An 18398-nucleotide genomic window follows, 5' to 3' on the forward strand; every position below is an offset into this window, starting at 1 on the left:
GGGCCACCCCGCTCAGTCGCGGCGGAAGATCGTCGTCGCCAGCCAGCCGAAGAGCAGCGCGAGCGCCGCCGTGGCGAGGCCGTAGAGCAATGGCCGCTCATGCGCGGCCGAAGCCAGGCTCTGCTCCATACCGGTTTTGACCACCTCGAAATTGGTGGTCTGGCGCGCCAGTGCCGCTCCACCGGCATAGAGCACGATCTCGATCTCGTAGGAGCCCGTCGGCGCGGTCGCCGGGACGTTGATCGGCGCGCTGAACAGCGTCGGCGACAGGAAGGTGACGCCGCGTTCGTTCTCGGCGTAGAGCCCCTTGTCTTCCATGATGCGAATCAGCGCATCGCGATAGGGCCCGATCCCGAACTCGAAGGCGTTGGTGGCTGCGGTTCTCTGCGCGTTCGCCAGCCCGACACGCTCGCGCCGCGCCGCTTCGTCCGACAGGATCTCGGAGATTGGCCGGTTGGTCGAGACGGTCAGGAACACCGGGCGTTCGGGAAAACGGCGTTGCTGGCGGTTGATCCACAGCGGCCCGACGCGTTCCTTCTCACGTACGATCAGCATCCGCGGCGGGCCGCGCACCGTGACGACGATGTCGTAGGGGTCGGCACGCGCTGCGGTGCGGCCTTCGCGCTCGACCAGCCCGAAGACCGTCAGTTGGTCGCCGGTATAGTTCGAGGTAATGGCGATCTGGTGCGTTGACAGCGCCGCGATCAACGTCTCGGCCTTGGCCGGCAGGCCGGCGAGGAGGCCGAAGCCAGCGGCGAGAAGCGCGTTGCCGAGCCGCTTCATCGTGCGCTCTCCGGCATGACCACCGAGAAGGGCTCGGCCGGGGGCAGGAAGAGTTCGATGGCGAAGCGCAGCCCGACCGAGAGGATCAGCAGGGCCAGCAGCAGCCGGAACGAGCCGACATTGAGGTTGCGCGCCGCCCGTCCGCCGAACTGCGCGCCGATCACGCCACCGATCAGCAGGAGGATCGCCAGCACGATGTCGACGGATTGGTTGGTGACGGCGTGCAGCACCGTCGCGCCTGTCATGGTGACGAGGATCTGGAACAGCGAGGTGCCGACCACGACGGCAGGCGGGACCCGGAAGAAGTAGAGCAGCGCCGGCACGAGGATGAAGCCGCCGCCGACGCCGAGCACGGCGCCGATGAAACCGATGACGATCGCGAGCCCCGCGATCGGGATCACGCTGGCATAGAGCTGCGAGCGATAGAAGCGCATGCGCCAGGGCAGGCCCATCCAGGCTGGATGCATGCCGGCACGCCTGCGCAGGCGCGCCGGCTTGCCCTTGCGGTCGCGCAAGGCCGCCCGCACCGCGTCGAACAGCATCAGGCCGCCAATGCAAGTGAAAAGCGTGACATAGGCGAGGGTAATGACCAGCTCGAGCTGGCCGAGCCGGCGCATCGAGTTGAAGAACAGAACACCGAGGACCGTGCCGACGATACCGCCGCCGACCAGCACGCTGCCTAGCTTCAGATCGAGCGCGTTTCGTCGCCAATAGGTCAGCACGCCGGTCATCGACGACCCCGCGACCTGGGCCGCCACGGTCGCGACGGCCACGGCCGGCGGGATGTCGAGAAAGATCAGCAGCGGGGTCAGCAGGAAGCCGCCGCCGACGCCGAACAGCCCGGAAATGAAGCCAACCGCGCCACTCAGGCCCAGCACGAGCAGGATGCTGATCGGCAACTCTGCGATCGGAAGATAAATCTGCACCCTTCTCAACCTTGTCAGCCGGCGCGACGCTTCCCATGCGAAGGCGTCGAAACGGTGACGCTAGAGCAAAATCCCTTTCAGATTGCTTCGCTCTGAGAAGATTTCGCTCGGCTGAGGCGCGCTTCGTTCGCGCGCGCCTCAGCCGCGCGTCGGCTTCGCCGGTTTTCTGGCTGCCGCGGCCGGGCTGTCTTCCCAGCCCTTGGCCGGAGCTGCGACCTCGTTGGCGAGCGCCTCCAGCGGCTTCGGCTTCCAGACCTCGACCGCGGATTTTGCGGTGGCGAGATCGGCCGCGGAGAGGCGGCCGGCGACCTCGTCGCGCTTGCGGCCGGCATCCTCGTCGCCCTGCGCCGCCGCGATGGCGAACCAGCGATAGGACAGGCCGAGATCGGCCGGGGCTCCGAGCCCGCGTCCGAGGAGGACGGCGAGGTTGTATTGACTGTCGCGAACCCCGAATTCGGCGGCCCGGCGGAACCACTCCGTCGCGGTCCCATAGTCGGGCTTGCCGTTGGCGCCCTCGGCGTAGAGCACGGCGAGATTGTGCATCGCCTTGGCGTTGCCGCGTTCGGCGGCACGCGAGTACCAGAGCCGAGCGAGTGAAATGTCGCGGTTCGTCCCGATGCCCTTCTCGAACATGTTGCCGAGGCGGAACTGCGCCGGAGCCAGCCCCGCTACGGCGGCACGCTCGAACAGGTGCAGTGCGAGCTTCGGATCGCGGCCGGCGCCGGGCTTGTCGACCGCGAGGGCGGCGAGCTCGTAGACGGCACGGGCATCGCCCGACTGCGCCGCCTTGCGCATGCCGCTCGTTCCCAGCGTCGCCGGGAGCTCGTTGAGCCCGGTTACGCTTTCGGGCGGCTCGGCGGCAGTGGCGGGCGGCAATGCCGCGACCATCGGTGCGGGCGCCACACTGGCTTCCGGCTGCTGTGCCAGGCTGGCCTGCGGCGCGGCCAGGGCCTGGGTGGTGCCGAGCTGCATCGGCGCCAGGATGGCGTTCTGGTCCTTGTTCGGCGCTGCCGAGGCAGTCGTCTCGACGCTGTCCTTCTCCGCTGTCGCGGGGGGCGGCGTGATTTGCGCAGAAGCGTTTGCGACGTGCTTCTTGGTATCGCCGGCCGGCGGCCCCGACAGCACATGGGCGGCGCCCATGGCGAGGATGACCGCGGCCAGGCCGAGCAGCAGCGGCCGGCGGCGCTTCTCCATGATCTCCTTGAGGCGCCCGCCGGTCGGGGCAGCCTTGCCGGGCTTGGCAGGCTCGGGCGCCACGACGGGCGCGGCGCTGGCCGCTTCCGAGGCTGCCTTGGCGGAGCGCCGCGCTGCGGCGATCAGGCTCTGGCGCACCGATTGCTGATCGCCCGGGGCTGAGGCCGTCTCGACGCGCGGGCGACCGGAGCCCGGCTCGAGCGGCACGTCGAAGGCGGCGGCGGGCCCGCGCGAGGCAACGAGGCGCTCCTCAACCTTGGCGCCGAGCTGGGTCGCGGGCGGCAAGGTCGCCGTCTCGATCGTCCTGGCGCGCGGCGGCAGTGGGGGCGTGCTGCGCCCACCTTGGCCACGTTCGCTGCCAAGTTCGGCCTCCAGGCTCGCGAGCCGGGCGATCACCGTTTCGAGCGTCTGGTGAACGGCGCCGATCGCATCCTGGGTCTGGCGGCCCGAGGAGGCGTGGGTGTCGCGCAGGCCGGTGACCAGGCTGCTGAGTTCGGCGAAGCCCGCGCCGCGCGGTGGTGCCATGTCGGCCATCGCCGCGCGGGCGGCGCGTTCAGCCGCGGCAGCGGTGTCCTCGCGCATGCTCTGCAGATGGACGACGAGGTCCTGCAGGGTCCGCTCGATCCCGGTCTCGGCCGAGCGGGTGGCCGCCGCCTCGTCGAGCCGGTGGGCCAGGCCCGCGATCTGCTGCTCGAGCGCGTCGAAGGAATCGGCACCGGCGCCGGGGCGCCCGGCTTCGTCGATCTTGCCGGCGAGCTGACGCAGCATGTCCTCGACCGGCCGCATGTCGACCTGCGCCACCGGCACGCCGCCATCGTCGACGATGCGGGAGAGGTTGCTGGAGGCCGCGAGCGCGTCGATCCGGCCGGCGAGGGCCTCGATCTGCTTCTCGACATTCGACGGGCCCTGACGGGCGATGGTTTCGAGCTGCTGCTGAAGTACGTCGATACGTTCGTCGAGCGGGTTCGCGGAGCGGTCCGCGAGGCTCTCCAGCCGGATCACCAGCGCTTCGATGCGGCCCGAGAGCTCGTTCGAGGCCGGACGGCCCATGGCATCGAGCTCGTCGAGGCGGGCGATCAGCTGGTTGACCTGGCTGTCGATCACCGAGGCCTTCATCGAAGGCAGCGTTTCGATCTTCTGCGCCAGCGATTCGACCTGACGCGAAAGCGCGAGCAGCGGGGCATTGTCGCCGGATCGCTCGCGCGAGCGGTCGCTCAGCAGACTGTCGCGCACGTCCTCGATGGCGAGCGAGAGATTGCGCAGCTCGCGCCCGTCCGGCTGTGCGTCGCGCAGGCGCCCGATCTCGGAGGACAGCGAGGAGAGCTGCTGCGAGAGGTCGTCGAGGCGCCGGCCGTCGGAGCCGGCTGCCATCAAGTCGCGCAGCTCCGCGATTTCCCGCAGCACCGGCGCGATCGCGGCACGATCGCCGCCGCGTGCGACGAGGGCATCGACCTTGGCGGCGAGATGCGCGATCTCGAGCTCGAAGCGGCTCAGCCCGTCCTGCGAGCGGTTGTCGGAAATGCGCGCGATCTCGGCCTCGATCCGCGCCAGCGGCTTCAGGACGGGGTCGAGCCGGTCGCGGCCGTCGAGCCGTTCGAGCCGCGAGCCGAGATCGCCGATCGCACGTTCGAGTGGCTGGAAGGCGGCACGTTGCTCCTCGATCCGAACGGCCGGCGAGACCACGGGCTGGGCCGGGGCGATGCGGGCGCTGAGGTTGCGCAGGTCCTCACGCAACCCGGCAAGCGTCTGCGCCGCATTGCCGCGGTCATGAATGCCGCGCTCATGGGTCACAGGCGCGTCCGGCTCACCGTCGAGCGTGCGCTGGCGGGAGCGGATGTCGGAAACGGCTGCTGCCAGCCCGTCGCGGCTCAGGAAGGGACGATTCTGGGCGGCGGGCGGCGGCGTGGGGGCGGCAGCCTTGCGGCTGGCTTCCGCCGTCTTGCGCTCGATCTCGGCGATACGCTCGCCCATCGTCTTGATCGCGTCGGCGATGACGTTGGTGGCGCGCTCCTGCCGTTCGGCGGTGGCGCGCTCACCCATCGACAGGCGGCTTTCGGTCTTCTCGATCCATTTCGCGATCGAATCGAGGGCGCCGGCCGTCTTGGTGCCGGTGTCACGCGTCAGGCGTTCGGCCATCGCGGCCTGGGTGATGAATGCGTCGATCCGCTCGCGCGACAACTCGGGGGCCGCCTTCGGGATAGGGGTGGGGGCGGGCGTGGGCGTGCTGGCGGTCTGCATCTCGCCCTGCGAGAGCCTGGCGAGGCGCTCCGAGAGCGCGGCGATGTCGAGTTGCTCGGTCTGGGGCGGCGGGGCTGCGTCGCTCTCCGCCTCGTCGCGGATCTTGTTGTCGAGCCATTCGCCAAGCGTCATGCCAGCGCGACGCGCAGCGGCCTTCGCCGCGTCGCGGGTGCGCGGATCAACGCCCTTCACGCTCCAGGGCAGGCTAGTCGCCATTGTCACGCTCGCCTACGGGGCCGGTCCTCACTCCGGGATGCGCAGCCCCCTGCGCCGCAGCTTCCCTTCGCGACACCATGAAACGTGAATGTCCGGTTGCCGCGGGCATTCGTCATGGTCGCGCTACCGACTTTTCGCAGTCACGGTAAACGGACGGTTAAGAAACCGGCCACGGAGGTTAATTTTCTGGAAACAGCCCCCGAAAAAGGCCGCCTGGGCGGTCTACGTAACGGTAACTTACCTACGGAGAGGGGGAAATTACCTGACGTAAGGGAGTGTTGCGCCTTATGTCCCGCCGCAATACGGATCGCTGCAGCCATCGCAGCCGCCCAGCGCCGTTGCCCCAAAACGTCCTTCGAGGATCACATATGTCGCGCCAAAGCTCCGCTCTGGCGGCCGCTTCAGTTCATGACGGCCGTAACCCGATTCCTGCTGCCGAGGTGTCCAACGACGCTGCCGGAGGCTTCACCATCAGCGACCTCGCCCGCGATTTCGGCGTGACCCTGCGCACGCTGCGCTTCTATGAATCGCGTGGCCTGCTCTCACCGGCCCGCTCCGGCATGACCCGGATCTATTCCGGCCGCGACCGCGCCCGCCTCGCTTTGATTCTCAAGGGCAAGCAGCTCGGCTTCACCCTCGTCGAGATCCGCGCCATGCTCGCCAATGAGGAGAGCAAGGGCACCGAGGGCCAGGAGAAGTCGGCCTCGGTCGGGGGCCTCCAGCTCACCCGCACTCAGATCGCCGAGCAGCTCGAGCTGCTGCGCACCCAGCGCACCGAGATCGAGACCGCGATCGCCGAGCTCGAAGGCACGCTCGCCCGCCTCGGCGCCTGATCTGCCGCGCTGCGGCCATTGGCCGCCAGCCATCGTTGCGACGCCTCGGACCCCAAGGTCCGGGGCGTTTTTGGTTTGCCGGTCGCGTGAAGCTGGATAGCCTGCGCCCGGGCAGCGGGCCGGCGGCCTAAAAATCCTGCACTCCCCCTTGGCAATGGTCGGCCTAATAGTTTATATATGAACTATCTTGGGGCGCTGCCGCCATCTTGAGCCGGCAGGCAGTCTCGCCAGAATGCGACCATCTGCAGGGAGGATGCGATGCCGGTCTACAAGGCCCCCGTTGAGGACACGCTGTTCCTCCTGAACGATGTCTTCCAGTTCGAGCGCTACAACAACCTGCCGGGCTTCGCCGATGCGACGCCTGATCTCGTCGAGGCCGTGCTGGGCGAGGGCGCAAAGCTCTGCGAGGAGGTGTTGCAGCCGCTCAATCATTCCGGCGACCAGGAAGGCTGCAAGCGCAACGCCGATGGTTCGGTGACGACGCCGAAAGGCTTCAAGGAAGCCTATCGCGCCTATTCCGAGGGCGGCTGGATCGGCCTTGCCATGGACCCGGAATATGGCGGGCAGGGCCTGCCCTATACGCTCGGCGCAGTCATGAACGAGTACGCCTCGGCCGCCAACATGGCCTTCGCCATGTATCCCGGCCTGACCATGGGCGCGATCGCGGCGCTCTATGTCCATGGCTCCGACGAGGTGAAGCGCACCTATCTGCCGAAGATGATCGAGGGCGCCTGGTCGGGCACGATGAACCTGACCGAGCCGCATTGCGGCACCGATCTCGGCCTGATCAAGACCAAGGCCGTGCCGAACGGCGACGGCTCCTACGCCATCACCGGCACCAAGATCTTCATCTCGGCTGGCGAGCAGGACATCACCGAGAACATCATCCACCTCGTTCTCGCCCGGATCGAAGGTGCGCCGGCCGGCGTCAAGGGCATCTCGCTCTTCGTCGTCCCGCGCAACGAGATCGCTGCCGATGGCTCGGTCGGAGCCAACAACAAGGTCTCCTGCGGCTCGATCGAGCACAAGATGGGCATCCATGCCAATTCGACCTGCGTGATGAACTATGACGGCGCGCAGGGCTGGCTGATCGGTACCGAGAACAAGGGCCTCAACGCCATGTTCGTGATGATGAACGAGGCGCGCCTCGGCGTCGCGATCCAGGGCTTGGCCCAGTCCGAGGTCGCCTACCAGAACGCCGTCGCCTACGCCAAGGACCGCCTGCAGGGCCGCTCCCTGACGGGCGCCAAGAACCCCGACAAGCCGGCCGACCCGCTGTTCGTCCATCCGGACGTCCGCCGCACGCTGATGTCGATCAAGGCCTTCAACGAGGCCGCTCGCGCCTTCGTGCTCTGGAACGCGATCAAGTCCGACGTTGCCCATCGCTCGGGCGACGCCGCCGAGCGCCAGGCGGCCGACGACCAACTCGGCCTGATGACCCCGGTGCTCAAGGGTGTGCTCACCGATGTCGGCTTCGACAACGCAGTGAAGGCCCAGCAGATGTATGGCGGGCACGGCTACATCGCCGAGCACGGCATGGAGCAGTTCGTGCGCGATGCCCGCATCGCCATGATCTACGAAGGCGCCAACGGCGTTCAGGCCATGGACCTCGTCGGCCGCAAGCTCGGCCGCGACGGCGGGCGCGCGATCATGGCTTTCTTCAACGAGGTCGGTGCCTTCGTGAAGGAGAACGAGGGCGACGAGGCGCTGAAGCCGCTCCTGGTTTCGCTCGCCGCTTCGCTCGGCCATCTCCAGCAGGCGACGATGTGGTTCATGAACAACGCGCTCGCCAAGCCCGACAATGCCGGCGCCGGCGCGCATGACTACATGCACCTGCTCGGCTTAGTCTGCCTCGGCTACATGTGGGCGAAGATCGCCAAGGTCGCGCAGGACAAGCTCAAGGCCGGCGCCAATGGCCAGGCCGAGCGCATGAACGCCAAGCTCGTCACCGCCCGCTTCTTCATGGAGCGTTCGCTGCCGGAGACCGCGGCGCATCTGGCTCGGATTACCTCCGGCGCCGACGCCACCATGGCGCTGAGCGCCGAGCAGTTCTGATTGCAGGGTGCGCTATGGCCATGCCCACTAAGGATCGGCCTGCCGCGTTGAAGCTGGTCTTGTCTGGGGAGGATTGCGGTACGGTGAACAGCCCGAACCTGGACGATACCTTGAATCTGCTTTTCGAGCTCGATCCAGCCGATGGGACTGGCTTCGCTTGCCTGGCCGAGATCGGGGACTTCGGCGATTACGTGCAAGTGGCGGGCGGTTACGATCCCGAGGCTAATGATAAGAGGTACTGTCTCGAGCGTAGGATTTACGCGAGATCGCATGACGATCGAATCGTATCGCCTTATGATTATGACCATCTCATTGCAGGTCATCGCCATGACGGCGCCGCTACCGAGACCTCCGTCAAGACGAACGGGTTCAAGGTGGATTGTAGGACCAACGAGGTACTGTTCCTGGAAGACGTGATCGATATCTTCCAGGCCTTTATGCACGCGAGAGACCTGCCGAGGGACTACGAATGGCGGTCGAACCGGGCGGAGGTCGACCTGATCGGCAACTGCCACCGAAACTAGCGTCGTCGACGTTCTTGAATATGCCTTGGCGCGACCTTGGCTCTGGAGGAATGAAATGGCTGAAGCCTTCATCTACGATCACGTCCGGACGCCGCGCGGCAAGGGCAAGGCCGACGGTTCGCTCCATGAAGTCACCGCGATCGAGCTGGGCACGCAGACCCTGCGCGCCATCAAGGAGCGCAATAAGCTCGATCCGAAGCTGGTCGAAGACGTCGTCTTCGGCTGCGTCGACCCGGTCGGCGAGGCCGGCGCCGACATCGCCCGCACGGTTGCGCTGAAGGCCGGCTACGGCAAGGAAGTGCCGGGCGTGCAGATCAATCGCTTCTGCGCCTCGGGCCTCGATGCGGTGAACCTCGCCGCGGCGCAGGTCATGTCCGGCCAGAAGGAGATGGCGATCGGCGGCGGCGTCGAGAGCATGTCCCGCATCGGCATGGGCGCCTCGGGCTTCGGCATCGCGGTCGACCCGTCAGTCGCGATCGACACCTATTTCATGCCGCAGGGCGTCTCGGCCGATCTGATCGCGACCAAGTACGGTTTCTCGCGCGACGATGTCGACGCCTATGCCGTGCGCTCGCACAAGCGCGCCGCCAAGGCCTGGGAGGAGGGGCGCTTCAAGAATTCGGTGATCCCGGTCACCGACGTCAACGGCCTCGTCATCCTCGATCGCGACGAGACCATCCGCCCGAACACCGACATGCAGGCGCTCGCCGCGCTGAAAGCCTCCTTTGTCCAGATGGGCGAGATGGGTGGCTTCGATGCGGTCGCGACCGCCGCGCATCCGGATGTCGAGTTCGTCAACCACGTCCACCATGCCGGCAATTCCTCGGGCATCGTCGATGGCGCCGCTGCCGTGCTGGTCGGCTCGAAGCGTGCGGGCAAGGCAGCCGGCCTGAAGCCGCGCGCCCGCATCAAGGCCTTCGCCACCACCGGCTCCGATCTCGCGCTGATGCTGACCGGCCCGGTCGACGTCACCGAGCTCGTCCTGAGGAAGGCCGGCATGACGCCGAAGGACATCGACCTGTTCGAACTGAACGAGGCCTTCTCCTCGGTCGTGCTGCGCTACCAGCAGGCCTTCGACATCGATGACGCCGTGCTCAACGTCAATGGCGGCGCCATCGCCATGGGCCACCCGCTTGGCGCCACCGGCGCGATGATCCTCGGCACTGTGCTCGACGAACTCGAGCGCACCAACAAGCAGACCGCCCTGGTGACGCTTTGCGTCGCCGTCGGCATGGGCGTCGCCACCATCATCGAGCGCGTTTGAGGAGAGAAGCGATGAACCTCACCAATTTCCGCTTCGAGACAGACGCCGACGGCATCGCGACCCTCACCTGGGACATGCCCGAGCGCTCGATGAACGTCATCACCCCGCAGGTGATGGAAGAGCTCAACCAGGTCGTCGACAAGGTCGCCTCGGACGAGGCGATCAAGGGCTGCGTCATCGTCTCCGGCAAGGAGAGCTTCTCCGGCGGCGCCGACCTCACCATGTTGCAGGGCCTGCGCGACCTCTATGTCGGGCTGGCCAAGGAGCAGGGCGAGCAGGTCGCGATGCAGCGCTTCTTCGACGAGAGCCGCAAGCTCTCGCTGCTCTACCGCAAGCTCGAAACCTGCGGGAAGCCGTTCGCGGCGGCAGTGCACGGCGTCTGTCTCGGCGGCGCCTTCGAGCTCGCGCTCTCCTGCCAGCTGCGCGTCGTCTCGGATGATCCCTCGACCCGCGTCGGCCTGCCCGAGATCAAGGTCGGCCTCTTCCCCGGCGCCGGCGGCACCCAGCGTGTCGCGCGCCTGATGCAGACCGGCGACGCGCTGCAGATGATGTTCAAGGGCGAGCAGATCAAGGCGCTTCCGGCCCGCAATATGGGCCTCGTCCATGCGGTGCTGCCGCGTGACCAGATCGTCGCCGCCGCCAAGGAATGGCTGAAGGCCAATCCGCAGGCCAAGCAGCCCTGGGAGGACCCCAAGTTCAAGCTGCCCTCCAACAAGGTCCACTCGCCGGCCGGCATGCAGATCTGGCCGCCGGCCAACGCGATCTATCGCCGCGAGACCAACGACAACTACCCGGCCGCCCGCGCCATCCTCAGCGCGGTGTATGAAGGCCTCCAGCTGCCGATGGACCTCGCCCTCAAGGTCGAGAGCCGCTACTTCGCGAAGATTCTGCGGACGAAGGAGGCGGCCTCGATGATCCGCTCGCTGTTCGTCTCGATGCAGGAGCTGAACAAGGGGGCCCGCCGCCCGGCCGAGGTCCCACCGAGCAAGCTGAAGAAGGTCGGCATCGTCGGCGCCGGCTTCATGGGCGCGGGCGTCGCCTATGTAACGGCGCTCGCTGGGCTTGATGTCGTGCTCGTCGACCGCGACATGGAAGCGGCCGAGAAGGGCAAGGCCTATTCGCACAAGCTGGTCTCAGACCAGATCATGAAGGGCCGCGCCAAGACCGCGGATCGCGATGCGCTGCTCGGGCGTATCAAGCCCAGCGCAGACTATGCCGATCTTAAGGGCTGCGATCTCGTCATCGAGGCGGTGTTCGAGGACCCGAAGGTCAAGGCCGAGGTCATCGCCAAGGTCGAGGCCGTGGTCGGCCCCAAGACGATCTTCGGCTCCAACACCTCGACTTTGCCCATCACCGGCCTTGCCGCGCATTCCCAGCGGCCGAAGAACTTCGTCGGCATCCACTTCTTCTCGCCGGTCGAGAAGATGCTGCTGGTTGAGATCATCAAGGCCAAGAAGACCGGCGACAAGGCGCTCGCCATGGCGCTCGACTATGTCCGGGCCATCAAGAAGACGCCGATCGTCGTCAACGACACCCGCGGCTTCTACGCCAATCGCTGCGTCGGCAACTACATCCGGGAGGGCCACCTCATGCTGATGGAAGGCGTGCCGCCGGCGATGATCGAGGCGGCCGGCAAGCAGGCCGGCATGCCGGTCGGCCCGCTCTCGCTCAACGACGAGGTTGCCGTCGACCTCGCCTGGAAAGTGCTGAAGGCGACGAAGGCGCAGCTCGGCGAGACTTCGGTCGACCCGGCGCAGGAGAAGCTGCTCTCCGACATGGTCGAGAAGCATGGCCGGCTCGGCCGCAAGAACAAGAAGGGCTTCTACGACTATCCGGAAGCCGGCCCGAAGCGGCTCTGGCCCGGCCTTGCCGAGCTGACGGCGAACCGGCTCGAGCCCGAGCTGATTGACATGGAGGAGCTGAAGCATCGCCTCCTGGTCACGCAGGCGCTCGAAGCGGCGAAGACCTACGAGGAAGGTGTGGTCACCGATCCGCGCGAGGCGGATGTCGGCTCGATCATCGGCTTCGGATTCGCTCCCTATAGCGGCGGCACGCTGAGCTATATCGACAATATGGGCGCGGCCGCCTTCGTGAAGCTCTGCGAGAGTCTCGCAAAGAAGCATGGCGAGCGCTTCAAGCCGAACCGGCTCCTGAAGCGTATGGCCAAGACCGGCGAGAGCTTCTACGGCTCGGCGGAGAAGAAGGCCGCCTGATCGGAGAAACCGTGGTCGCCGACAGCAAGACCCGCTTCAACGCCGTCGCGGACGATTACGCGGCGGCGCGCCCCAACTACCCGCCGGCGCTGCTGCGCTGGCTCTGCGGCGCCGTGCGTGCCGAAGAGAAGCAGGTCGTCGTCGATGTCGGCAGCGGCACCGGCATCTTCACCCGCCAGCTCCGGCAGGAACTCGCGCCCGCCATCGCGGTGATCGGTGTCGAGCCTGCTGCCGACATGCGTGCGCAGGCGAGCGGGCGCATCCTGGCCGGCGAGAAGCTCGACTATCGCGAGGGCACGGCCGAGGCACTGCCGCTGCAGGATGGCGTTGTTTGCGCCGTCTTCGCTGCCACGGCGGCGCATTGGTTCGACCGCCTGGCCTTCTTCGCAGAGGCGGCGCGTGTGCTTGCTCCTAGCGGGGTCATCGGCATCACCGATTATGTTCGCGACGAGACCAATGCGGCCGTCGCCGCCGCGACCGCTTTCCTGCGCGATCATGGCGGGCCGCGCGTCTATGAGCGACCGGACTATGTCGCCGAGCTTGCCGCTGCGCCCGGTTTCGGGGAGACGGAGGCCTATCGCGAGCATGCGGCCCTGCTGCTCGAGCCGGAGCGTTACGTCCGGCTCGTCCTGTCATCTTCGCATGCTGTGCCGGCGATCGCCGCATTGGGAGCGGAGAAGGCGCGCGAAATCCTGCTCGGGACGGCGGCCGAGCTCGCCCGGGCTGACGGCCTCGTGCCCTACGCCTACGAATTCCGTGGCTTTCGCGCCCGGCGCGTCGCTTCGGCTGCCTGACAGAGCCGAGCTTCCGCGCGCCATCACAGCAGCAGCCGTTCCCGCAGCAATGGCTCCAGCCATGCGATGAAGACGCGTAGGCGGCGCGAGAGATGCTGCCGGTGCGGGTAGAGCAGCGCGACCGGCATCGGCTCGGCGCGAACTTGCGGCATGACTTCTACCAGCGCACCGTCCGCGATCTCGGCGGCGACGTCATATGCCGGGATCTGGATCAGGCCGAGTCCGGCGAGGCAGCAGGCAATGTAGGCCTCGGCGCTGTTGACCGTGACGCGTCCGGGCAGTGCGAGGCTATGGACGCGCCCGGCTTCCAGCCATTGCCAGTCGTCGACCCGCCCGCTCGATGGCGAGGCGTAGTTGACCGCAAAATGCCCGGCGAGGTCGCCTGGCACGATCGGCGTGCCGTGACGCGCGAGATAGGCCGGGCTCGCGACATTGATCAGGCCGAGCTCGCCGAGATTGCGGGCGATCAGGCTGGAATCGCTGAGGGGGCCGACGCGCAGCACGCAGTCGACGCTGTCCTCGACGAGATTGACGGCCCGGTCGGTGACGCCGAGTTCGATCGCGATATCCGGATAGCGCGCCAGGAAATCCGGCAAGGCAGGGGCGATGATCAGCCGGCCGATGCGGCCGGGCACGTCGACCCGGAGCTTGCCGGCGGGCCCGTCGACAGCGCTGCGGAACAGCGTCTCGGCCTCCTCGACCTCGGCGATCAGTCTCAGGCAGCGCTCATAGAAGGCGAGCCCGTCCTGCGTCGGTGCGACATGGCGCGTGGTGCGGTGGAGCAGCCGTGTGCCCAGCCTGTCCTCAAGCAGGCGGATCGCCGCCGACACCGAAGAGCGCGGCTGGCCCAGCGTCGCGGCGGCACGCGTGAAGCTCGCGCATTCGACGACGCGGGCAAAGATGGCGAAGAGATCGATCCGGTCCATCGCCGCACAGTGGGATTGTTCGCCAGGGCTGACAAGTCATGTCAGCTTATCCAGCTTTATCGAGACAATCGGCCGGTTACCTTGCTGGCGGGCGAAGCGAACTCGCGACGACGACAGGAGACGAGGTCATGGCCGACCACAGCATCAAGGGCAAGACAGTCATCATCGCCGGTGGCGCCAAGAACCTCGGCGGGCTCATCGCACGCGACCTTGCCGCGCACGGCGCCGGGGCGGTCGCGATTCACTACAACAGCTCCGCCTCCCGGGCCGATGCCGAGGCGACCATCGCCGCCGTCAAGGCCACGGGGGCCGAGGCCGTCGCCTTCCAGGCCGATCTGACCAGCGCCGGCGCGGTGGAGAAGCTGTTCGCCGACGCGACCGCGGCACTCGGCAAGCCGGATATCGCGATCAACACTGTCGGCAAGGTGCTGAAGAAGCCGATGGCCGAGATCAGCGAGGCCGAGTACGACGAGATGGCCGCGGTGAATTCCAAGTCCGCCTTCTTCTTCCTCAAGGAGGCCGGCAGGGCGCTGAACGATAACGGCAAGATCACCACCGTAGTGACTTCGCTGCTCGGGGCCTTCACGCCGTTCTATGCCGCCTATGCCGGCATGAAGGCGCCGGTGGAGCACTTCACCCGCGCCGCCTCGAAGGAGTTCGGCGAGCGCGGTATCTCGGTCACCGCAATCGGGCCCGGTCCGATGGACACGCCGTTCTTCTACCCGGCAGAAGGTGCGGATGCGGTCGCCTATCACAAGACCGCCGCAGCCCTGTCGAAGTTCTCGCCGACCGGCCTGACCCATATCGAGGACATCGTTCCCTTCATCCGCTTCCTCGTCTCCGAGGGGTGGTGGATGACCGGCCAGACCATTCTGGTGAACGGCGGCTACACGACGAAGTGAGGTACGGCCGGCTAATATTCCCGAGCTGGCCGGCCGCTTTCCTTGCCGGGAGCTGAAGCGTTCATTCAGCTCCCGTCCACCCTGGCGAAGGTATCGAGACGATACGGAACGCGTTTCCCGCGCGGAGAGACAGCATGCACATGGCGATGGTGATCGGCGGCGGCGTTGTGCTGCTCGGCCTGTTCCTGCTCTTCGGAAAACTCTGGGGCGGGGCCGAGCCGGCCTTCGCAATGGCGGCAAAACTGTTCGTGCCGGCCTGGCTCGCGATCGCCTTGGTCAACATGTGGGTCGGCGTCACCAAGGCCGGTTGTTCGGTGCGCGAGGAACTGCCGATCCTTGCCGTGGTCTTCCTGGTGCCGGTCGCGCTCGCGGCTCTCGTCGCCTGGCGCATCGCGCGCTGATCGGTGGCTTCGTTCGTCAGCGACAGCCTACCCACGGCTTCTCGGCAGCGGTGAATTCAGGCCTTCCCCCTATGGCCGCATGGAGCGGAGTGGGGCTAGGCTCGTTTGGTTTCGGATCAGGGAAGACTTGAATTCATGCCTCTCCGACCGATCCTGAGTTTTCCCGACCCGCGTCTGCGCCTGACCGCGGGCCCCGTCCTGCGTTTCGACGCCGATCTGCGAGCGCTCGCCGACGATCTGCTCGAGACGATGCGGGCAGCGCCGGGCATCGGCATCACCGCGCCGCATATCGGCGTCCTGTCGCGGCTCGTGGTGCTCGAACTCTCACCCGGCGACGTCCGCATCTATGTCAATCCGGAGCTGGACCAGGTTTCGCGCGAGACCATCCGCCACACCGAGGGCAGCGTCTCGATGCCGGGGGTGACCGACGAGCTCGAACGCCATGCCCGCGTGCGCGTGCGCTATCAGGACCTTGACGGGAAGGAACGGAGCGAGGAGGCCGACGGCCTGCTCGCGATCTGCCATCAGCATGAGATCGACCAACTCGACGGCATCTTCTGGATCGACCGCCTGTCGCGCCTCAAGCGCGACAGGCTGGTTGCCCGCTACAACAAGCTGCGGCGGCTTTAGGAGCCGGCAGCTTCACTTCTTGACCAGTGGGCACTCGCCCTCGGCAAGCGGGCGGAAGGCCTGCTCGCCCGGGATGGTGCGGATCAGCTTGAGATAATCCCAAGGGTACTTGGATTCCTCGGGCTTCTTGACCTCGAGCACATAGAGGTCGTGCACCATGCGGCCATCCTCGCGGATCACGCCGTTCTTGGCGAAGAAGTCGTTGACCGGTGTCGCCTTCATCTGCGCGGCGACCTTCTCGGTCTCGGCCGTGCCGGCGGCCTTCACCGCCTTGAGATAGTGCAGGATCGAGGAATAGGTGCCGGCCTGGCCCATGGTCGGCATCGCCTTGTGGCGCTCGAAGAAGCGCTTCGACCAGGCGCGGGTTTCCTCGTTCAGGTCCCAGTAGAAGGCCTGCGTCAGGATCAGCCCCTGCGCGTCCTGCAGACCGATCGCGTGGATGTCGGTGATGTGCAGGTAGAGCCCGGCGAGCTTGACGCCGCTCTGCGGCAGGCCGAACTCCGTCGCCTGCTTGATCGTGGCGATCTGGTCGGAACCGGAGCTCGCGATGCCGACCATCTTGGCGCCGGAGCTCTGGGCCTGCAGCAGATAGGAGGAGAAGTCGGTGGTGCCCTGCGGATGCTTGACGCCGCCGATGATCTTGCCGCCGGCCTTCTTCACCGCGTCCGAGGTGTCGCGCTCGAGCGCATGGCCGAAGGCGTAGTCGGCGGTGATGAAATACCAGGGGCCATCCTTGGCCAGCGGCAGGCCGGTGCCGACCGCCAGCGCATAGGTGTCGTAAGTCCAGTGGATGCCGGTTGGGGCGCAGAACTTGCCGGTGAAGTCCGAGGAGCCGCCGGTGGAGGCGAGCACGAGCTTGTTCTTGCGCCGGCCGATCTCCTGGATGCCCAGCAGCACCGAGGAGGTCGGGATGTCGGCGATCACGTCGACGCCGTCCTCGTCGATCCAGCGATTGACCAAGGCCGAGCCGATATCGGGTTTGTTCTGGTGGTCGCCGGCGAGAATCTCGATCGGCCGGCCGAGCACGCTGCCGCCGAAATCCTCGACAGCCATCTGGGCCGCGATCACCGAGCCGGGTCCGGCCATGTCGGCATAGATGCCGGCCATGTCGTTGAGCACGCCGATGCGCAGCGGCTTCGGCGTCTGGGCAAGGGCGGGAGCGAGCAGGAAGGGCGTGAGAAGGGCGGCCAGCCCGGCGGAAATGCTGCGAAGCGACATCGTCGATCCCAAGAGAAACTGCGAGGATTTGCAGAGCCTTAGGTTTCGCTTTGTCATGCGGTCAATACCGCAGTGCACAAATAAGAACGAGCCGCTGAACAACCGGATTCAAAGAGATGGTACCGGTCGTCGAGGCTGTCGAAAGGGGAAATTTCTTCTCCCTGATCGGCCGCAAGCGGCGATCACTGCGCCAGGGCGCCGAAGACGAACTCGTTCGCGAGCTTGGCCGACATTCGCTCGCCGCCGGGCTTGTTGTAATTGCCCGCGGCGATGGCGATGACGAGCTGCTGCCTGGGCGAGACGATGAGGCGCTGGCCGCCATTGCCGAAGGCGCCGAACCAGGGCTCGCCGGCGCGGTCACGGCCGAGATACCACTGATAGCCGTAGCCGAGCCCGTCCTTGGTCTGCGTCTGCGCCGTCAGGCACTGCTCCAGCCAGTCGGCGGGCACGATCTGCCGGCCGGCATGGCTACCCTTGTCGAGCAGCAATTGCCCGATCGCGGCGAGATCGCGCGGACGCAGGCGCAGGCCCGATGCGGCGGCCTCGCGGCCATCGAGGCCGTTCGTCCAGGCGAAGCGATCGATCCCCAGCGGTGCGAACAGGCGTTCCCTGGCGAACTCGCCGAGCCGCTTGCCGCTGCCCTTGGCGATCAGGTGCCCTAGCAACGCCGTTGCGCCGCCGCTATAGGCCCAGGCCTCGCCCGGCGGGCGCGCTATCGGTCGGTCGAGCACGAAGCGATAGCGATCCGGGGCGTACTCCATCGCGATCTCGCTGTTGCGCGGATCGCTGTAGGGCAGCGACTCGTCCCAGGCGAGGCCCATGGTCATGGTCAGGACGTGAGCGACCTTGAGCTGCTGCCGTTCCGGGTCGGCGGCGAGGTCGGGATAGTCCGGAAAGCTCGCCAGGAGCGGCGCCTCCGGCTTCGGGACCAGCCCATCGGCGAGGGCAATGGTATAGATCAGGCCGACGATACTCTTCGATACCGAGCGCAGATCGTGCAACTCGTCGGCGTTGAAAGCGATGACGCCGCGGCTGTCGCCCCAGATTTCGTCCGCGCCGGAAAAATAGCGCTCCAGGGCGATCTTGCCGTGCCGGAGCACGACAAGCCCGTGCAGGCCGTTCAACTCTCCACTGGCGAACGCCCTGTCGATGCGCTCGCCGGCATCAGGCAGGAAGCCTGCTTCGGCGAGCGAGAGTTCATGCCATTGGCGCGCCTGGGTCTGCGCTGCGGCGGGGTGCGCCAGTAGCATGGCACTTGCCGCAGCGAGAAAGGCGCGCCGG

General features: G+C 66.9%; 15 protein-coding genes. 9 read left to right on the forward strand and 6 right to left on the reverse strand.

The features are described 5' to 3' along the window. Window positions 1-12: 12 nt before the first annotated feature. From DK26_RS02575 to DK26_RS02585, 3 genes are all read right to left on the reverse strand, one after another. Complete coding sequence (locus DK26_RS02575) at window positions 13-783, reverse strand: TIGR02186 family protein (RefSeq protein WP_066467991.1); 771 nt, start codon at window positions 781-783, stop codon at window positions 13-15. Beyond that, window positions 780-1709: a sulfite exporter TauE/SafE family protein gene (locus DK26_RS02580; RefSeq protein ID WP_066467993.1), complete on the reverse strand. Its 930-nt coding sequence runs from the start codon at window positions 1707-1709 to the stop codon at window positions 780-782. The genes DK26_RS02575 and DK26_RS02580 overlap by 4 nt, the downstream gene beginning before the upstream one ends. A 138-nt stretch (window positions 1710-1847) precedes the next feature. Then, complete coding sequence (locus tag DK26_RS02585; protein ID WP_066467994.1) at window positions 1848-5357, reverse strand: SEL1-like repeat protein; 3510 nt, start codon at window positions 5355-5357, stop codon at window positions 1848-1850. 440 nt (window positions 5358-5797) lie between these two features. Here DK26_RS02585 and DK26_RS02590 point away from each other — a divergent pair, with 440 nt between their 5' ends. The 6 genes from DK26_RS02590 to DK26_RS02615 all read left to right on the forward strand — a co-directional run bounded on the left by DK26_RS02590 (window position 5798) and on the right by DK26_RS02615 (window position 13040). Further along, entirely contained in the window at window positions 5798-6190 is a 393-nt protein-coding gene (locus DK26_RS02590; RefSeq protein ID WP_248309847.1) for a MerR family DNA-binding transcriptional regulator, read from the forward strand. A gap of 258 nt (window positions 6191-6448) precedes the next feature. Continuing rightward, window positions 6449-8245, forward strand: a complete 1797-nt coding sequence (locus DK26_RS02595) for an acyl-CoA dehydrogenase C-terminal domain-containing protein (RefSeq protein WP_066467995.1) — start codon at window positions 6449-6451, stop codon at window positions 8243-8245. Between the two features lie 14 nt (window positions 8246-8259). Beyond that, window positions 8260-8769 (forward strand): hypothetical protein, encoded by a 510-nt coding sequence (locus tag DK26_RS02600; RefSeq protein ID WP_066467997.1) that lies wholly within the window; start codon window positions 8260-8262, stop codon window positions 8767-8769. Between the two features lie 55 nt (window positions 8770-8824). Then, window positions 8825-10033: an acetyl-CoA C-acetyltransferase gene (locus tag DK26_RS02605; protein ID WP_066467999.1), complete on the forward strand. Its 1209-nt coding sequence runs from the start codon at window positions 8825-8827 to the stop codon at window positions 10031-10033. Window positions 10034-10044: 11 nt separating this feature from the next. Continuing rightward, window positions 10045-12246, forward strand: a complete 2202-nt coding sequence (locus DK26_RS02610) for a 3-hydroxyacyl-CoA dehydrogenase NAD-binding domain-containing protein (RefSeq protein WP_066468000.1) — start codon at window positions 10045-10047, stop codon at window positions 12244-12246. 11 nt (window positions 12247-12257) lie between these two features. Continuing rightward, entirely contained in the window at window positions 12258-13040 is a 783-nt protein-coding gene (locus DK26_RS02615) for a class I SAM-dependent methyltransferase (protein WP_066468002.1), read from the forward strand. Between the two features lie 23 nt (window positions 13041-13063). Here the strand turns inward: DK26_RS02615 and DK26_RS02620 are convergent, their stop codons facing one another. Next, on the reverse strand, window positions 13064-13966 hold the full coding sequence (locus tag DK26_RS02620) for a LysR family transcriptional regulator (RefSeq protein WP_066468008.1): 903 nt from the start codon (window positions 13964-13966) through the stop codon (window positions 13064-13066). A 128-nt stretch (window positions 13967-14094) separates the two neighbouring features. On the opposite strand from DK26_RS02620, the gene DK26_RS02625 reads away from it, so the two are divergent. The 3 genes from DK26_RS02625 (at window position 14095) to DK26_RS02635 (ending at window position 15899) form a co-directional block, all read left to right on the forward strand. Beyond that, the gene (locus tag DK26_RS02625; RefSeq protein WP_066468010.1) at window positions 14095-14868 is read left to right on the forward strand and encodes an SDR family oxidoreductase; all 774 of its coding nucleotides are present in this window, start codon (window positions 14095-14097) and stop codon (window positions 14866-14868) included. A gap of 134 nt (window positions 14869-15002) precedes the next feature. Next, window positions 15003-15269: a hypothetical protein gene (locus DK26_RS02630; RefSeq protein WP_066468012.1), complete on the forward strand. Its 267-nt coding sequence runs from the start codon at window positions 15003-15005 to the stop codon at window positions 15267-15269. Between the two features lie 135 nt (window positions 15270-15404). Beyond that, a complete protein-coding gene (locus DK26_RS02635) occupies window positions 15405-15899 on the forward strand; it encodes a peptide deformylase (protein ID WP_066468018.1) in 495 nt (164 codons plus the stop codon). A gap of 12 nt (window positions 15900-15911) precedes the next feature. Here DK26_RS02635 and DK26_RS02640 read toward each other — a convergent pair whose 3' ends face one another. Both DK26_RS02640 and DK26_RS02645 read right to left on the reverse strand, forming a co-directional pair. After that, a complete protein-coding gene (locus DK26_RS02640; protein ID WP_066468019.1) occupies window positions 15912-17117 on the reverse strand; it encodes an ABC transporter substrate-binding protein in 1206 nt (401 codons plus the stop codon). Window positions 17118-17299: 182 nt separating this feature from the next. Continuing rightward, window positions 17300-18367: a serine hydrolase gene (locus tag DK26_RS02645; RefSeq protein WP_157089480.1), complete on the reverse strand. Its 1068-nt coding sequence runs from the start codon at window positions 18365-18367 to the stop codon at window positions 17300-17302. Window positions 18368-18398 lie beyond the last annotated feature (31 nt).

Source organism: Allobosea sp. WAO, assembly GCF_001509835.1.
GTDB lineage: Bacteria > Pseudomonadota > Alphaproteobacteria > Rhizobiales > Beijerinckiaceae > Allobosea.